Source organism: Nocardia vulneris, assembly GCF_001613425.1.
Taxonomy (GTDB): Bacteria; Actinomycetota; Actinomycetes; order Mycobacteriales; family Mycobacteriaceae; genus Nocardia; species Nocardia vulneris.
Genome location: NZ_BDCI01000001.1, coordinates 1 through 17,429, shown reverse-complemented (window position 1 = coordinate 17,429; position 17,429 = coordinate 1). Strand labels below are relative to the sequence as shown.

Here is a 17,429-nt window from a genome sequence, read left to right as displayed (position 1 = left end):
AGCAGCTGCTCAGTGCCCATCCATGAGACTGGTGAAGCTCGGGTAGTGGTCCTCGGCGGACAGTTCGTCGGCGATCGTCCGCATCACCTGCGCGCTGGGGTTCTGGATGAACAGGTGCCCGCCCGGGACCGTGGTGAGCGAGAACCGGCCGCTGGTCAGCTTTTCCCAGCCCTGCAGTTGGTCGGCCTCGAACAGGGGGTCCTCGGCACCGCGCAGCACCGTGATCGGGGCCCGCAGCACCACACCGTGTTCGAATCGGTAGTCGCCGAGCATCTTCAGGTCCGCCCGCACCGCGGGCATCATCGGCTTCACCGAGGCCTCGTCCTCGACCGGGATGTTCAGCAGATCGTTGTCGCGCAACACTTCCAGCACCCGGCTGTCGGTTTCGCGGTCCATGTCGAAGCCGTCGCGAATGTGCTTGAGGTTTCGCACATAGCTTTCGACCAGCGCCGGCGACGGCCACCCGCCGATGATAAGTTTCAGCGGCACTTCGGCGTACTGCTGTTCCAGATATTTGGTGAGCTCGTAGGCCAGCAGGCTACCCATGCTGTGCCCGTAGATCGCGAAGGTCCGATCCAGGTGCGGCAGCATCGCATCGGCCAGTTCCTCGATGAAGGCGGGCATGGAGTCGAACGGGACCTCGTTCACCCGGTCCTCGCGGCCCGGATACTGAATGCCCACCACTTCCACCGTGTCCGGCAGGAAGTTCGGCCACGGCGTGAACACCGAGGCGCCGCCGCCGACGAACGGCATCGCGAACACCCGCAGCGACGCGGTACTCGACCGCCCCTTCACCGTGTGGATCCAGCGTTGTGTGCCCGCGCTCTCCGACGCGACCGGCAGCACGCCGTTGGCCTCGCCGAAGACCTGGGCGAGCACCTCGTCGGTGAGCTCGACCAGCGTCGGGCCACGCATCAGACCCATCGTCGGGAAGTCGATGTCGAGATGCTTGGCCAGCGCGTTGCGGATCTGCCCGGCCATCAGCGAGTCCATGCCGAGGTCGGTCAGGGCCACGTCGTGGGCGAGCCGGTCGATCGGCATGTCGAAGATCCGCGAGATCTGTTGCGAGAGCGCCTCGATCAGCCGCGGCTGGCGTGCGGACTCTTCCAGCTCGAGCAGTTCGGCGCGCAGCCCCTCGGTGCCACCGCTCGCGGTGACGCCCGCGCTTTCGGCGAGCGCGAGATGGGCCAACCGCGGCGAGCTCCGGATGATCGGCATGACCTGATTCATCTTCGACCAGTTGACGCCGAAAACGCTGGTACTCGTGACACCTTGGGCCAGGCACCGCCCGATGAAGTCCAGGGCGTGGTCCGGGATGATCGGTGTCCACCCGAGCCGGGCCAGGGTGTCGAGCTTGGTGCGCGCGACGAAGCCGACCTCGGCGAGCGCACCCCAGTTGACGGTCAGGGCGGGCAGGCCGTGCGCGCGCCGATGCTTGGCGAGCGCTTCCAGGAACCCGTTGGCCGCAGCGTAATTCGCTTGGCCGGGGGTGCCCACGTTCCAGCTCATCGACGAGTACATGACGAACGCGTCGAGTTCCAGCTCGCGGGTGTGGTTGTGCAGGTGCCAGGCGCCGTCCACCTTGGGCTGCACGGTCCGCAGGAACTGTTCCTCGGTCATGCCGGCCAGCGGACCGTCCGCGAGCACCATCGCGGCGTGGTAGATCCCGCGCAGCGGCGGCAGTTCCGCGATCCGTTCCAGCAGTGCGACCACATCGGCCTCGATCGACACGTCGGCGCGCTCGAGCACCACGTTCACGCCCTGGGCCCGCATCTGTTCGATCGGGCCCTCGTTCTCCTCGTCGATCTGGGCCCGGCGGCCGACCAGCACCACCGTGCGCGCGCCGTTCTCGACCAGCCACTGTGCGGTGCGCAGACCGAAACCGGAGTAGCCGCCGGTGATCAGGTAGGCGCCCTCGGCGTCGAAGGCATGATCGCCGGTCACCGTCGGATGCACGAGCACTTCGGTGTCCGCGTCGAATTCGACGACGACCTTGCCGATCTGCTTGGCCGAGGCCATGAACCGGAACGCCGAGGCCACCTCGACCGCGCCGAAGGCGGTGTGCGGCAGCGCGGGCAGCGTATCGGCGGCGATGCGCTGCAACACCTCCACCATCGCCTCGCGGCACAGTTCGGGATCTTCCAGCAGCAGCCGGTCGATATCGATCGCCGCGTAGCTCAGGTTGTTGCCGAACGGCTTCAGGCCGAGCTTGTAGTTGTCGTAGATGTCCTTCTTGCCGATCTCGAGGAACCGGCCGCGCGGCCGCAGCAACTCGAGGCTCTTCGGAATCGTCTCGCCCTGCAGGGAATTCAGCACCACGTCGATACCGTCGTAACGCTCCCGGATCTCGTCCGCGAAGGCGAGCGAGCGCGAGTCGAAGACCGCCTCGATACCCAAGGCCCGCAGGTATTCCCGCTTCTCCTCGCTGCCTGCGGTGGCCAGCACGGTCGCCCCCAGCGAGCGGGCGATGTGCACCGCCGCGAGGCCGACACCGCCGGCGGCGGCGTGCACGAGCACCCGCTGCCCCTTGCGCAGCCTGCCCACCTCGACCAGCGCGTACCACGCCGTCAGGTAGGCCATCGGCAGCGTCGCGGCCTCGGCGTCGGACAGCCGCGACGGCGCCTGGTAGACCCGCCGGACATCGGCGACCACCAGCGAACCGAAACAGCCACGGGCGAAGGCGATCACCCGGTCGCCGGGTGCGAACCCGTCCACCCCGGGCCCGACCTCGGTGATCACACCGGCGCACTCGACGCCGAGGTTCTTCTCGTAGAAGCCACCGAAAGTCGCACCGTCGGAAAGCATGCCGAGCGAGAGCATGATGTCGCGGAAGTTCAGGCCGGTGGCCAGCGGCCGGATGGCCACCTCACCGGCGCCGAGCACCGGCACCGCCTGCCGTTCGTAGCGCAGCTGTTCGATCTCGGGATCGGCGGGCACCGACAGGGCGAACGGGGTCGGGTCCGAGACCCGGGCCGGCGTCGCGACCGAGGCCTCGAATTCGGCGAGCGACACATGTTCGAGCCGGTCGATGAACCGGGTCTCGCCGCGGAAGGCGATCTCCTCGTCCGCCGCGTCCACGTGCAGCAGCTCCTGGAAGAGCTGCGCGGCACGCTGCGGCGCCGCGGCCGCCGGGTCGAAGTCGAAGATCTTCGCCCGCAGGCTGCTGTGCTCGCTCAACAGCACCCGCAGGATGCCCCAGCTGGGCACCTGGGTGAGCGCGACGTGTTCGGCGCGCTCCAGTACCTGCGCACCGGAGGTCGCCACCCACAACCGCGGCGCCTGCTCCCAGTCCAATTCCTCGACCGCCTGCGCCAGCGCGATCACGCTGTAGGCGCCTTCGGTCTCGACGGCGGGCAGCAACTCGGTGGTCAGTTCGGCGCCCGCATGATCCAGGTTCCACAGGTGCAGCACGCCGGCGATCTCACCCGCCTGCGCCCGCACCTGCTCGAGCACCCGCTGCAGGTCTTCGCTGCTGTTCGGCCGCACCCGGAAGGTGTTGGCGTCGAGCTCCTCGAATTCCGCGCCGCGGGTGACCACGACGCCGGCCGCACCGCCCTCGGTGAGCAGCGCGATGTAGCGATCGCCGACCCCGGCTTCGTCCGCGAGCACGACCCAGGAGCCCTGCTCGATCCGCGGCTGATGCGGTTCGAGGTCGATCGCGGGGTTGCGCGCCAGGATCACCGAATTGCCGGTCTGCTCCGGTGTCGCCATATCGGAGAAGATCTGCACGTTCTCGAAACCGATGCTGGGCAGGAACTCCCGCCACTTCGACTCCGCCATCAGCGGGTAGTCGGGCCGGACGTCGTGATCGCTGAACGCCCACCAGCCCTCGGTCATGCCGAAGGTCAGGTCGACCCAGTGCGGCGGCACCGTCGCCTCCACCACCAGCAGCATGCCCTGCGCGGTCAGCAGGCGCTGCACGTTGGCGAGCGTGGCGCTCAGACTCGCGGTGGCGTGCACCACATTCGAGGCCACGACGATGTCGTAGTAGTGCGCGTCGAAGCCCTGGGCCTCGATATCGTGCTCGATGTCGAGCACTCGATAATCGACGAACTCGAATTCGGCGAAGCGATGCCGCGCCTTGCCCAGGAACAGCTGCGTGACATCGGAATACACGTATTCGGCCCGGTCCGCGGGCAGCTCCGGCAGGACGTAGCCGGTGGTGCCGCCGGTGCCCGCACCGATCTCCAGCACCCGGATCGGCCGGTCGCTGGGCAGGGCGCGCACGCATTCACCGACGATCTTGCTGACGATCCGATTGGCCTTGCCGAACGAGAACGAGGGGCCGTAAAGATCTGCGACCGACTGGAATTCGTCCTCGGGGAAGATCAGCTCGATGGGGTTCACGTCGTCGCGCAGCACCGCGGCCTGCTCGGTGCCACAGCGGCCGAGCACCGCCAGTTCGGGCTCGCATTCGGGATGCAGTTCCTGCAGCCTGGCCAGTTCCGCGCGGGTGTCGACCCGCTCGGGAACCGTCAGCAGCCGCCACGCGTCGCCGTCCTTCTCGGTGATCCCATGCCGCGCAAGCAGTTCCAGCAGCCGGGCGAGGTAGCGCCGGTGCTTGTCGTGCACCCGCATCTCGGCGGCGAGCTCGTCGAGAGTGACCGTGCGGCCCACCGAGAACTCCAGGCCCAACTGATGGAAGGCCTCGGTCACGAACGCGATGCACAGCGCGTCCATCACCGTTTCGGTGCTCGCGTGGTACTCGCGGTTGACCGACCAGTTCTGCAACTCGTCGACCAGCGGCGCCACCGCCGCGTCGAGCGTGGCCGGCGCGGCCAGCGCGGCGGGCATGCGGGTCTTCGTGCGCACCGGCGCCTCGTGCCAGCGGAACTCGTAGAGCCACTGCAACAGCGCGTCGCTGTCCTCGGCGGTCGTGGTGATCGACTTGCCCCGGAAGCCTTCGAGTTCGGCGACGAGCGTGCCGTCCTCGTTGACGATCCAGAGATCGCCGAAGCAGTAGTTGATGTCCTCGCTGATCTGCGCCCGGCCGTAGCAGTAGACCCGACCGCTCGCCTTCGCGTAGAAGCTGAGCCGCTTCACCTCGACGGGGAGATAGAGCGTCTTGTCCTCGTTGTTCGGATCGTTGCCCATCGAGATGGACAGCGACTGGAAGCAGGAGTCCAGCACCGCCGGATGGATCGCGTGGCGCGGCGCCTCGTCCGCGAGCGCGGCCGGGGTGTCGATCCGGCCGAGCGACTTCAGATCGGCGTAGCCGAGTTTGGTGATCGCCTTGAACGTCGGGCCCAGCATCAGACCGTTGTTGCGGAGTTTGGCGAAGACCTTGGCGGGCTCGATCTCGAGCGGGCATTCGGCGTCGAGTTCGGCGAACGGCACCGGCAATTCGGTGTCGGGCGCGCCGCGGCGCAGCGTCCCGACCGAGTGCAGGGTCCAGTCCTTGTCACCGTCCTGCCTGCTGTACACGGAGTAGTCCAGCGACGGCGTCAACACCACCTGGACGACGGGCGCGGGACGATCGTCGAAGACGAACAGCGCACGCCGGAACTCGACGTTCTCCAGCGAGTACCGGCCGGCGCCGAACGCGTCCTCGGCACAGCCGAGCACCATGTCCAGATATGCCGCACCGGGGAAGACGATGGGACCTTGCACCCGATGGTCGTCGAGCCAGGGGAAGCGATCCGGATCGAGCACGATCTCCCAGACGTGCTTGTCCGGTTCGTCCGCGACCCGGCCGACCTCGCCCACCAGCGGATGATGCAGCGCCGGGAAGCGCCGGTCGCGCGCGGAAGGCGTTTCCAGCCAATAGGTTTCACGCTGCCACGGGTAGAACGGCACCTGTACCCGGGCCGATACCCCGTCGAACAGGGCCGCCCACGACGGCTCGAAACCGGCCGTGTAGAGCGCGGCGAGCGAGGACAGCAGGGTGGCCCGGTCGCTCTGCTTGCGATGCAGCGACGGAACCGCGATCCCCTCGGCGTGCCGCTGTTCGAGCAGCTCGCCGATGGCCGTCGCGTGGATCGGGTGCGGGCCCAGCTCCACGAACGCCAGGTGCTGATCCTCGATGAGGCGGTCGATGGTGGGCGCGAACCGCACTGGCTCGCGCACGTTCTGCCACCAGTACTCGGCGTCGAGCCCACCGGTCGGCACGGTCTCGGACGTCACCGTGGAATACATCGGCACCGTCGCCGGACCCGAGGTGAGCCCCTCGAGCGAGGACAGCAACTCGTCGTGCAGCGGATCCATGTGGTGGCTGTGGAAGGCCACGCTGACCTGGAGCATCCTGGCGAAGATCTTCTCCGCGCCGAGCTCGCGCTCGATCTCCTCGAGCGCGTCGGGATCGCCGGCCAGCGCCACCGATTGCGGCCCGTTGAGCGCGGCGATGGCGACCCGGCCGCGATATCCGGCGACCCGCTGCTCCACCTCGCTCAGCGGCAGACCGACGGCGAGCATCTTGCCCTTGCCCGACGCCTGCTGCTGAACCCGGCTGCGGTGGAAGATGACTCGCACCGCGTCCTCGAACGACAGCCCGCCCGAGACGTAGGCGGCAGCGACCTCACCGATGCTGTGGCCGACCACGGCGGCGGGCACGATGCCCCAGCTCTGCCACACGGCTGCCAGGCCGACCTGCACCGCGAACACCGCGGGCTGGGCGATGAACGTCTCGCCGATCCGGCTGTCGGCCTCATCGCGCCCGAGTTCCTCGGAGACGGTCCAGTCGGCGTATTTGCTCAGTTCCGCGTCGACGCGCTGCACGGTCTGCCGGAACACCTCGTTCTGCGCCAGCAGCTCCCGCGCCATGCCCCACCACTGCGGGCCCTGACCGGAGAACACGAACGCAATCTGCTGTGCGGCAGGCGCTTTCACGCCGGTGCGCACGGATTCCGGGGTCGCGCCGCGGGCGACTTCACGCAGCGCGTCGCGCAGTTCGTCGGTCGAGGCGCACACCACGGCGAGCCGATGGTCGTAGTGCGCGCGGGTCTGCGCCTGGGTAGCCGCGATGGCCGGCAGGCTCGCCGCGGCGGGCGGCTCCTCCAGGAATTCCGCGTAGCTCTCGGCGTAGGCCCGCAGCGCGTCCTTCGTCTTCGCGCTGAGCGCGAACACCACCGGTTCCTGCGTCTCGACCGCGGTCACGTGCCCGTTCGCCTTGTCCGGCAACGCGGTTCCCGCGGCCTCCGGCGGGCCCTCGAGGATCACATGGGCATTCGAGCCACCGAACCCGAAGGAGTTCACACCGGCCAGTCGCGGCCGGTCACCCGGCCACGGCTGGCGGGACTGCGCCAGTTGCAGGCCCAGCTCGTCGAAGGGGATGGTCGAATTCGGCACCTCGGCATGCAGATTCGCGGGGATCTCACCGTTGGTGAGCACCAGGCACGCCTTGATGACGCCGGCGATGCCCGCCGCCGACTCCAGGTGGCCCAGGTTCGATTTCACCGCGCCGACGATGCACGGGCCGTGCCCGTTGCGCCCCTGCGCCAGCGCCTTTCCGAGGGCGCGCGCCTCGATCGGGTCGCCGACGGAGGTGCCGGTCCCGTGCGCTTCGACGTAGCCGATATCGGCCGGCGCCACGCCCGCGTCGCGACAGGCGTCCGCGATCATCTGCGCCTGGGCTTCCTCGCTCGGCACGGAGATGCCGTTGGTGCGGCCGTCCTGGTTCGTCGCACTGCCCCGGATCACCGCGTAGACGCGGTCACCGTCGGCGAGCGCCGCGGACAGCGGCTTGAGGATGATGGTGCCCGAACCCTCGCTGCGCACATAGCCGTCGGCCGATTCGCTGAAGGATTTCGATCGCCCCTCCGGCGAGAGGAAGGTGCCCTGGCTGAAGCCGATGGTCGCCTCGGGAATGAGCAGCGTGCTGACGCCGCCGACGATCGCCATCGACGCCTCGCCCGAGCGGATGCTGCGGCACGCGAGGTGGATCGCGATCAACGAGGACGAGCACGCGGTATCGACCGTCATACTCGGGCCGCGCAGGTCGAGCAGGTACGAAACACGGTTCGCCACAATGCAGTTCGTGACGCCGGTCATCGTGTGACCACCGATGAGGTAGCGGTTCTCCGGGTTGAGCTGGATGATGCCGTAGTCGTGCCCCGAAACACCTGCGTACACAGCGGTTTTCGTGCCCGCGATACTTTCCGGCACGATGCCCGCGTCCTGCAACGCCTCCCAGGTCGTCTCCAGGAAGAGGCGCTGCTGCGGGTCGATTCGCGCCGCCTCGTGCGGCGTGATGCCGAAGAAGTGCGCATCGAAGGACGTGACGTCCTCGAGGTAGCCGCCCGCCCTGGTGCGCAGGTGGCCCGGCCGCGCCGCATCCCGATCGTAGAACGCCGCGCCGGACCAGCGGTTCTCCGGAACCTCACGGACGGCGTCCTGCTCACCGAGCAGCAGTTGCCAGAAATCACCCACGTCGGAAACCCGTCCGGGGAACCGGCAACCGATTCCCACGACGGCTATGCCCTCGTGAGCGGTCGACTCGGTCTCGATCGATGAGCTGTGCACAGAATCCATCGCATTACCTTCGTTTTGTAACCACACGTCTATCGACCGGGCGAGACAACCGCTCAGTTGGTGTCGCCCAGTCGATCAGGATCCGTATCGACCATTTGCGCTTCGCCTGCGCGAAACGCCCCACCACGCCTTCGATTCCAGGTACGCGGTGGCATCGAGCAGGCTGATTTGATCGTCGAGTTTCCGACCGTCACTTGCCGAAATCGAGCCGGCGGTCATGTTCCCCCCTCGAGGACCATGACCGCCGATGCGAAATGTCCACCCGCCGAGCGCTTTTCGGTGGACCGCCGGACGGCATGGAGCTCCCGGCCGGTGCCTACTCCCCCCGAACGAGACCTCGGCGGTCGGACCGAGTCGTTCGGACGCCGGACAGCCGGCGATACATCGACACTGAGGCGGTTGAGCTGGGTGGCACAGGGCGGCACATCATCAGGGGTCGTGCTGATCGTGCTGAACGTCCACATGATTTGTGCCCACCTCACGCCCGGTGCCCAGATCCGCACCCATGGTCAGAATTTATCGACCACGAGCAGTCATGTCAACACATCGGTGTGCATTCGTGTGCATCCAAGATCCCTGCCATGCGCACGCTCGTGCAGTCTAACCCGACCCCGCGCGTGACGTCGGGTAATGATCTTGCTAAGGTGCTCGTTCGCGACCGGACATGAGAGGACATGCACGCGCATGATGACCAGCTCTGCACAGTCAAGTGGTATGGTGCTTGCCATGGGCGACGAGTTGGGCGCCAGCGAGACCGTGAACCGTGCGAGAGTCGAGTCGGCTGGACAGCGGTTCGGACGGCAGCTGAAGGCGTTCCGGCAGCGAAATCTTCCCGATGAGCTGATCACGCACCAGCACATCCATGACCTCGGGGGTCCTACACGAAATGTTCAGTCCCGAATCGAGAGCGGGCAAGTCGACACGATAAGCGCCACCACGGAGGCGAAGTACAACCGCGCGCTCGAAGCACTCGGGCTGGCGGCCGGAAGCGCAACCGCCGCACTGCATCACGGCGGCACCCTCGGGGCGTCCCCGGTGGACGAACCCGTCGAGACCGGCGTGCCCGACGATGTCGAGAGCGGCGTGGACGCGTTGCAGAACCTGGCCCGCAAGCACCGGTCGGTCGTGGACCTCGTGACCGAGCTCGACCGGCTCGGCATCGAGTTGAAACGCGCACGCAGCCACACCGAGGGCTATCAGCTGGTCTTCCCGAAGACCGCGATCGATCGCCTGCTACAGGCGCTACAGAACACGGCCGAACCCGCACAGCCTGGGCGCGAGTCCGACCGAGACGACCATCCGCAGACCTAGCCTCCGAAGCAACGGGTCATGGACGTACGCACCCTCGAGACATGCCGGACGACCCGAGGATGCGGATCGGGGACGGCCCCTGCGGGTCGCGCGACGCGACAGAGGTTGAAACACAAAGTATTTCAGCGAACCACGGGCGCGAGCGCCCGGTATCGCGCACGCCCGGAACGGTTCCGGCGGCCGCCGGACCGCGCGTCTGCCCGGCTCCGGCCGCCCCCGCTGAAATCCGGTCGGCATCGCGATGTTTCGCGGTCCGGCGAAAACTCCCTCGTACCCTGCCCCTCCGCCCGCGGTCGAGCCACCGTCGGCCGTGCCACCAGGACCGATCGCGTCCCTCCGACGGCGCCGATGCCGAATCTTGCGTTACTGTTCACCCATATCGGCCCAGGTCAAAGTGACAATCTGCAACTTCTGACCAAGGAATTACAGCTACGCGAAGCCCGGGTGACAGGTAGGGTATATGCCAGCCCGGCAAGTCGACGATGGTGAGTCGATGTGTGTCGACATGCCGGTCCGCTGAAGGCATCCGGGACGATGGACGACGTCGCACTCCCGTCGAAACGGACGACTTCGACGAACAATATCGCGCCGGTGGCAACGATGCCGCTGTGGTGCGCGATAACAAGGTGGGATCTCCAGGTGCTCGGGGGAGGAAATCGTGAACGCATACGATCTGCATTCCACCGGCCTCGACGCAGCAGCTCTTACCAGCGGTTATGCCGACGGGTCGGACCTCACTGACGCGGATCGCCTCACTCGAACGAGGAGGCAAGTGACATGTTGAAACTGTTCCGGCGCAAGGCCTCCACTCTCTCGTGGAAGCCCACTCGCGGCAAGACCTCCACGCGGGCTCGCCTGCAAGCGCTGGTCGACAGTCTCGAGTTGCCGACGGACTGGACCATCGAGGAGTTCATCGCGTGCGTCGAACGCACGCGGGGGCGGCGCATCGTGCGGTTGCTGCTGCCGCCCACCGCACCGGTTGGGCTGTGCGGACTGTGGCTGGCCTGCAAGGACTACGACGTGATCTTCCTCAGGCAGTCCTCGGACCCGGCGGTCGAATTGCACGTGGCCCTGCACGAGGTCAGCCACATGCTGCTCGGCCACGGCCAGGACACCTCACTGTCCTCGGTCGAATGGAAAACGCTGACCAGCGAGGTCGCGTTGAACGACGCCATCGACCTGTCCATGGTCCGCGCCGCTCGCGGCGCGTCGAGCTACGCCTCGGTCGAAGAATACGAAGCCGAGCTGCTGGCGACCCTGATCAGCTTCCGCGCGCGGACCGTCGGACCGCGCCGCGACCCGATGTTGAGAGAGTTGTGACGCATGTGGCCGAACACCCAGCTGTCGCCCTGGATCACCATCTCGGCAACGGTGTTCATCGTCGCCATCACCCTGATCCGGCTGGCGTCGACCCTGCACACGACGCTGTTCGGCCGCTTGATCAACACCCTGCTCGGCTTCGACGCCGCGGCGGCGCTGCTGCGTGAACCGGTCATCGCGCGGCAGGCGGCGAAAATCGTCCCCGGCGGCCTGCCCACGGTGTTCGACGCCTGGCACTGGCTGACGGTCACCGCCTGGGCCTTCGGGCTCGGGATGGCGCTGCTGCACGAGAACGGCCCGGTCCGCTACCGCACCCAGTTCAAGGTCGTACTGGGCCTTTCCGCCGCGATCGGCCTGATATTCCTCGCGCTCAGCGCGCCCGCCCGGGCCCACGGCCTGACGTCCATCGCCGAATACGGCGGCTGGCGCTTCGGCATCTACATCGGACTGTATTCGGCCCTGCCCGTGATCGTTTCCGGGTACTACTACGTGTTGAAGGTCCGCGGCACGGTGTGGCGGACGAACACGCTGTGGGAACGGTTCACCGTCGCCGCTCTCGTCTGCTTCGGTGTCGCCAGCTCGCTGCCCGTCTTCCTGATGGCGGTCGCCGCGGCGGCGGATGCCATCGGCGTGGGCAATGCGTTCACGCGCAGCATCTTCGAGCTCGTCGCCGACGGTTTCACCTCGGGCGAGCCCGGGCTGTTCGTGTTCGCCGCCCTGGTCATGGTGTATGTACCGTCCTCGGCGCAAGCGATCGTGCAGTTGCTGCGGCTCGATCGGGAATCGCGCGCCGCACGCCGGGTGTATCCGATCTGGCGCGACCTCACCGCCGCCGCGCCCCAGGTGGTCTTCCGGCTCAAACGCGCGGACAGTTGGAATGTGTCGCCGCAGGAACGATTGCACCGCAGGCGAATGGAAATCCACGACGCGGCCGAAATTGTCGCCAGATACGTCCTGCCGCTGCCGACTCCGGTCGACGAATTGATCGAGAACACCGTCGTCGAAGACGAACAGGAACATATCCGAATGGTCGCCGAATTGGTGCTGGCCGCGCGCCGGCTCGCCGACGGTACCGAGGCGGCGGGCGAGCCGACCACGCGCGGGACCGACGTCCCGGACGAGCAGACCCTGGTCCGGCTGTGGCAGCACGCGAAATCCCTGCTGCACGCGACCGATCTCACCACGACGATCCGAACACCAATCAGCACACCATGATTCGCGACGGTGGGCGCCGCACGCAGGCCGCGGCATCGCGCGCGCGATTCGGCATGCGGCCAGCGGTGCGCTGTGGTGTAATCGGTCGATTCCCGCAGCCGAATCATTCGCCGGCAGTGCGCATTCCGAGGGTCGGCACGAGGGTCGGCACACCGTCGGAAAGTCGACCGCGCAGGTCCCCCACCCGGACGCGCCTCTCAGTCAAGCAAAGGTGAACCATGGCATCGAACGATCAGGTGAGCACGGCGTCTCCGAATGTTCTCATCATCGGCACCGGATTCGCCGGTGTCGCGATGGCGATCAAACTGCTGGAGGCGGGCGAGCGTGATTTCGTCATCCTCGAGAAGGCCGACGGCGTGGGCGGGGTATGGCGCGAGAACACCTATCCGGGCTGCGGTTGCGACATCATGTCGATGATGTACTCGTATTCCTTTGCGCCGCATACCGGGTGGAGCCGGATGTATGCTCCGCAGCCGGAAATCCTCGACTACATCAAACGAGTCGTCAAAGACTACGGGATCGAGCCCTATATCCGCTTCCGATCCGAGGCGGTGTCCTATGAATTCGACGCCGCCGCGGACCGGTGGGTGGTCCGCACCGCCGACGGCGAAGAGTATCGGCCCCGCGCCGTGGTCGCCGCGCACGGCGCGCTGCACGTGCCGAACATCCCGGAATTCGCAGGGCGAGAAAACTTCACCGGCCCGGTCTTCCATTCCGCGCAGTGGGATCACTCGGTGGACCTGACCGGCAAGCGGGTCGCGGTGATCGGCACCGGCTCCAGCGGTGTGCAGCTGGCGCCCCAGATCGCCGGTACCGCAGCGCATGTCGAGGTGTTCCAGCGGTCCGCGCACTGGGTGATGCCGAAGATGGACCGCCCGGTCAGCAGCGTGGAACAGCGCATGTTCAAGGCCTTCCCCGGCCTGATGAAGATCTACCGCAACTTCGCCTTCTGGCTGCACGAGGCACCGGTCTACGGCTACTTCCACCCCCGCTGGAACTTCCTGCTGAAGTTCGTGGCGCTGCACCATCTGAAGAAGCAGGTCCCCGACCCCGAACTGCGCGCCCGGCTCACGCCGACGCATACCTTCGGCTGCAAGCGAATCCTGTTCTCCAGCGACTTCTTTCCGGCCCTGCAACGACCCGATGTCAGCCTGGTGACCGCAGGCATCGAGGAATTCACCGCGACCGGGATCCGCACCACCGATGGCGTGCTGCACGAGGCGGATGTGATCGTGCTCGGCACCGGGTTCGCCACCGACAACCGGTGCGCGACCGAACACATCGTCGGTCGCGACGGGCTCACCATTCAGGACGCCTGGCGCGACGGCATGCAGGCCTACCTCGGCATGACCGTGGCGGGCTTCCCGAACTTCTTCATGATCATGGGCCCGAATTCCGGTGGTGGCGCCCAGTCGATCGTGTTCCTCATCGAGGCGCAGGTCCGCTACATCGTGCAGTGCCTGCGGCTGATGCAGAGCCGGGGTGCCACCCGGATCGAAGTGAGCGGCGCGAAGCAGGACGAGTTCAACACCTGGCTGCACGGCAAACTCGACCGGTCCGTGTGGGTGTCCGGCGGTTGCCACAGCTGGTTTCTCGACCACACCGGCCACAATCGCCAGTCCTGGGCGGGCACCGGCACGAGCTACTGGCGTGCGACGCGCAAACCCGAACCCGCGGCCTTCGAGTTCGCCGCCGCGACGCGCGCCGATCTGGGCACGCCCGCGGCCGGATAGCGAATACGTCTGGGCTCCCGGGGGTTTCGTCCCCGGGAGCCCACGGCGCGCCTGCGCTCAGGGATTGCGCGTGGTACCCATGCGGGTATGCGCTTCCTCCGGGCTGGCGACATGCGATCCGCCACGGGGGCGTGCCGCGGCCGCGCTGCCCGCCGCCACCGGCGTGCCCCGGCCCCGCCCGGACGCGCTGTGGTTCGATCCGCCGCGGCCCACCATCGCCGCGAGCGCACCCGCGATGGCCGCGATCACCAGACCGATCGGCAGCGCCCACCACTTCGCGTTCGAACTCGAGCCCGAATCGGAGTCGGACTCGGCTTCGGTCGCGGGTTCCGGATTACCGCCGGACACCACCGAACCGGGAGCCGCACCGGGCGCGGACACATCCAGTCCGCTCAACTGACCCGCGATCTCCGGCGGCACGGTGCTGAAACCATCGGCCTTGCTCCAGCGGATCTGCACCGGATTGCCGTTCTGGCCGCTGAAGGTCTGGGTGTAGACGCCGTCGGCCACCGTGGTGTCGGAAGTCGGGCTACCCAGGGGACCGTCGGTCGCCTTCAGATGTGACCACGCGGTGCGGATCGGACCGCGCACCAACCACGCGCCGTTCTGCGGGCTCCACTGGATGGTCGCGCCATCCGCGGCTGAGAACTCGCTGTACCGCGCGGTACCCGCGACCGGCGCGTCGGACTCGTCGTTCACCGGGTAGCCGATATCGGTGCTCGCACCGCCGAGCGCCAGATACTTGTCCAGGATCGCGCCGTACATCACCTTCGCGCCGGTCTCCGGCGAGTAGACGATCTTTCCGCCGCGATAATCCTGTGCGGCCCCGTCCGGCCCGAAAGCGTAGACGGCGCCGACCTTTTCCCCGAGCGGCGTGGACGCGCCGCCCTTCTCGTCGTAGTGCGCGGTGATCGCGGCGTCCGCGTCGGCCGGTTGCGCACCGGCGCTCGGGCTCAGCAGCACACCGGCGCCGAACGTCGCGATCAATCCGCCGGCGAACGCGACGGCGGATAGAGATTTCTTCAAGCTCTTCATCGAAAGACTCCTCACAAGGGGCGACAGGGCTAGCACTTGCAGGCAATCTCGAAGCTGTCGGTCAGCGAACTTCGCCGGCCTTCGGTTTGGTGGCCACTCCGATGATCGCGGACAGCACGGCACCCACCACGCCGCCGCCGGCGACCTGGGCGAGGATCTGCCCGAAGTCCAGCCCGCTACCCGTCGCGGCCTGGATGATCCCGCCGGTGATGCCACCACCGACCGCACCCGCCGCACCGTTCACCACGGGGCCGAGCGGGTTCTTCGAACCACCGATCCCGCCACCGACCACCCCGCCCAGTAATCCCAGAAGCCATTCCATGGGTTTCCTCCTTCGCAATGCCACGGATGTTGCGTACAGCGAGACAAACAGCTGTTGTGGAAATCATCGAGTCTGGCGTCAAGACCCCATAGTGCCCCTTCGATCTACCCGGCATGATCGATTTCAATCCCACTCGGGTATTTACGCGGAAAATGCCGCAGTATGCGGCGGGAATGCGTGGCGGCCGGTGGCCGAACGAGGAACCCGCAGGTAGGGCCACATCGATCGGCCACCGTTACGGATGATCCCGGTGGTGCCCGAGGACAGTGTCGGTGGCACTTAACTCGTTTACAGAAACGCTAACATTTCTGGTCCGAATCGATTGCGCGCCATAAACTCTCAGACCCGACGGGTATTCGAGGGAAAGCAGCCGATGGGTAGACACCGCGCACCACGAAAGTCCGAAGTCACGATGCAGTTCGCCGTGGTCTCGACCGCCGCCGTACTCACCGCGCTGGTCTGCACCCACCGCGACGGACCGCCGGCCGGTCGCTCCGCGTCGAGCCAGGACCACACGACCTCGGGCCTGTCCGGCCGGCCCCTGGTGCCACCGCCGGTCAGCGGGCCGGAAGCCGTGCCGGAGCCGCCGATCTACCAGGCCCCGCCCGCACCCGTCGAACCGCCCGTCTCCCCCTGGACCCCGCCCGCGTCGGCCCCGCAGCCGGCCGAACCCGAGGCCCCGGCCCCGCGCGACGTCGTCGGCGGTATGACGGCGGCCTGGGTCTCCGGCACCCAGCAGGGCTACGACTGTCTCACCAGGATCGAACAGCACATCGCCGCGCACGTGCGTTCGGTCATGGACCAGCGCCCCGTGTGATACTCCAGTTCGAGGTGCCGTAGTACTGCGGTGCAATGTGGCTGCGGGCCTTGGGTTTCTACGGTCGGGCCATGTGGTTTCGAGCTCTCGCCCTCCCGATCTGCACTGTGTCGGTGCTGCTGTCCGCCTGTACGACGGCCACGGTCGCGCCGACCGCCGCGCCCGCACTCGCCGGCACCGGCGCGGACCGTGTGCGCGACGACCTCGACGCGCTGATCGGCTCCGGCGCGGTCGGCTCCGTGGCCACGCTCACCGCCAACGACGTCAGCACCGTCGTCACAGCCGGTGTCGCGGACATCGCCGCGAAGACTGCGATCAGCACCGATCGTCCGCAATACGTCCGGGTCGGCAGCATCACCAAGACGTTCACCGCCGCCATCGTGTTGCAACTCGTCGCCGAACACCGCGTCGACCTCGATCAGCCGATCGAGACATATCTGCCGGGATTGCTCGCCGGGGCCGGCATCGATGGTCGCGCCATAACCGTCCGCCAAGTCCTCGGCCATCGCAGCGGACTGCCGCAGCCGGCCGAATCCCCCGACATCAACGAGTACACGGTGGCACGCGACGGCCGCACCTTCACTCCTGTGCAACAGATCACCCTGGCCTTGGCCCATCCCGCGCGGTTCGCACCGGGCACCCGATTCGAATACACCAACACCAATTACATCGTCGCCGGAATGCTGATCGAAGCGGTGACCGGGCACCGCTACGCCGACGAACTGCGCGACCGGGTCCTGACGCCGCTGGGCATGTCGGATACGTATATGCCTGCGACCGGCGAAACCGGTTTGCGCGCGCCACATCCGAACGGCTACGCCACGATCGACGGCGTCGTCACCGACACCACCCGGGTGGAACCGTCGGCACTGTGGACGTCGGGCGCGCTGGTCAGCACCGGCGCCGACCTGAACCGTTTCTACACCGCGCTGCTGACCGGAGCGGTGGTGCCACCGGCACTGCTGCCGCAGATGCTCGACGGCACGGACATGGGGTCCGGCGACGGCATGTCCTACGGTCTCGGCGCCGGCTACACCCAACTCCCCTGCGGCACACAGTATGTGGGCCACATCGGCGGCATAGCGGGCTTCTCGACCGTCGCCGGCGCCACCACCGCCCGCGCGGTCACCATCGCCTACACCGGCACCCCCACCCCCGTCGATATCCGTGCGCTGCTCACCGATGCGCTGTGCGGTTGAACGGCCGGCCG

Annotated in this window: 9 protein-coding genes; 6 read left to right on the top strand and 3 right to left on the bottom strand. The window is 67.3% G+C overall.

The annotated features are described in order from the left end of the window. Positions 1-9 precede the first annotated feature (9 nt). A complete protein-coding gene (locus tag NVU01S_RS00045; RefSeq protein WP_043675375.1) occupies positions 10-8,466 on the bottom strand; it encodes a type I polyketide synthase in 8,457 nt (2,818 codons plus the stop codon). Positions 8,467-9,150: 684 nt separating this feature from the next. Between NVU01S_RS00045 and NVU01S_RS00040 the strand changes: the two genes are divergently transcribed. The 4 genes from NVU01S_RS00040 (at position 9,151) to NVU01S_RS00025 (ending at position 14,045) form a co-directional block, all read left to right on the top strand. Next, positions 9,151-9,777: a hypothetical protein gene (locus tag NVU01S_RS00040; protein WP_156161731.1), complete on the top strand. Its 627-nt coding sequence runs from the start codon at positions 9,151-9,153 to the stop codon at positions 9,775-9,777. 777 nt (positions 9,778-10,554) lie between these two features. Beyond that, positions 10,555-11,097 carry a hypothetical protein gene (locus tag NVU01S_RS00035; RefSeq protein WP_043675379.1) on the top strand — a complete coding sequence of 181 codons (543 nt, stop codon included), beginning with the start codon at positions 10,555-10,557 and terminating at the stop codon, positions 11,095-11,097. Between the two features lie 3 nt (positions 11,098-11,100). Continuing rightward, positions 11,101-12,312, top strand: a complete 1,212-nt coding sequence (locus NVU01S_RS00030; RefSeq protein WP_043675382.1) for a DUF6545 domain-containing protein — start codon at positions 11,101-11,103, stop codon at positions 12,310-12,312. A gap of 218 nt (positions 12,313-12,530) precedes the next feature. Then, positions 12,531-14,045 carry a flavin-containing monooxygenase gene (locus tag NVU01S_RS00025; RefSeq protein WP_043675384.1) on the top strand — a complete coding sequence of 505 codons (1,515 nt, stop codon included), beginning with the start codon at positions 12,531-12,533 and terminating at the stop codon, positions 14,043-14,045. A gap of 57 nt (positions 14,046-14,102) precedes the next feature. Here the strand turns inward: NVU01S_RS00025 and NVU01S_RS00020 are convergent, their stop codons facing one another. Both NVU01S_RS00020 and NVU01S_RS00015 read right to left on the bottom strand, forming a co-directional pair. Then, positions 14,103-15,080: an LGFP repeat-containing protein gene (locus NVU01S_RS00020; RefSeq protein WP_043675387.1), complete on the bottom strand. Its 978-nt coding sequence runs from the start codon at positions 15,078-15,080 to the stop codon at positions 14,103-14,105. 61 nt (positions 15,081-15,141) lie between these two features. After that, positions 15,142-15,402: a hypothetical protein gene (locus NVU01S_RS00015; RefSeq protein ID WP_014984570.1), complete on the bottom strand. Its 261-nt coding sequence runs from the start codon at positions 15,400-15,402 to the stop codon at positions 15,142-15,144. Positions 15,403-15,775: 373 nt separating this feature from the next. Between NVU01S_RS00015 and NVU01S_RS00010 the strand changes: the two genes are divergently transcribed. Beyond that, positions 15,776-16,219 carry a hypothetical protein gene (locus NVU01S_RS00010; protein WP_156161732.1) on the top strand — a complete coding sequence of 148 codons (444 nt, stop codon included), beginning with the start codon at positions 15,776-15,778 and terminating at the stop codon, positions 16,217-16,219. Positions 16,220-16,290: 71 nt separating this feature from the next. Beyond that, positions 16,291-17,418: a serine hydrolase domain-containing protein gene (locus tag NVU01S_RS00005; protein WP_244467370.1), complete on the top strand. Its 1,128-nt coding sequence runs from the start codon at positions 16,291-16,293 to the stop codon at positions 17,416-17,418. Positions 17,419-17,429 lie beyond the last annotated feature (11 nt).

Excerpts from the sequence above, each read along its gene's own strand:
- NVU01S_RS00045 (WP_043675375.1), bottom strand. The coding sequence starts at position 8,466 with ATGGATTCTGTGCACAGCTCATCGATCGAGACCGAGTCGACCGCTCAC.
- NVU01S_RS00040 (WP_156161731.1), top strand. The coding sequence starts at position 9,151 with ATGATGACCAGCTCTGCACAGTCAAGTGGTATGGTGCTTGCCATGGGC.
- NVU01S_RS00035 (WP_043675379.1), top strand. The coding sequence starts at position 10,555 with ATGTTGAAACTGTTCCGGCGCAAGGCCTCCACTCTCTCGTGGAAGCCC.
- NVU01S_RS00030 (WP_043675382.1), top strand. The coding sequence starts at position 11,101 with ATGTGGCCGAACACCCAGCTGTCGCCCTGGATCACCATCTCGGCAACG.
- NVU01S_RS00025 (WP_043675384.1), top strand. The coding sequence starts at position 12,531 with ATGGCATCGAACGATCAGGTGAGCACGGCGTCTCCGAATGTTCTCATC.
- NVU01S_RS00020 (WP_043675387.1), bottom strand. The coding sequence starts at position 15,080 with ATGAAGAGCTTGAAGAAATCTCTATCCGCCGTCGCGTTCGCCGGCGGA.
- NVU01S_RS00015 (WP_014984570.1), bottom strand. The coding sequence starts at position 15,402 with ATGGAATGGCTTCTGGGATTACTGGGCGGGGTGGTCGGTGGCGGGATC.
- NVU01S_RS00010 (WP_156161732.1), top strand. The coding sequence starts at position 15,776 with ATGGGTAGACACCGCGCACCACGAAAGTCCGAAGTCACGATGCAGTTC.
- NVU01S_RS00005 (WP_244467370.1), top strand. The coding sequence starts at position 16,291 with ATGTGGTTTCGAGCTCTCGCCCTCCCGATCTGCACTGTGTCGGTGCTG.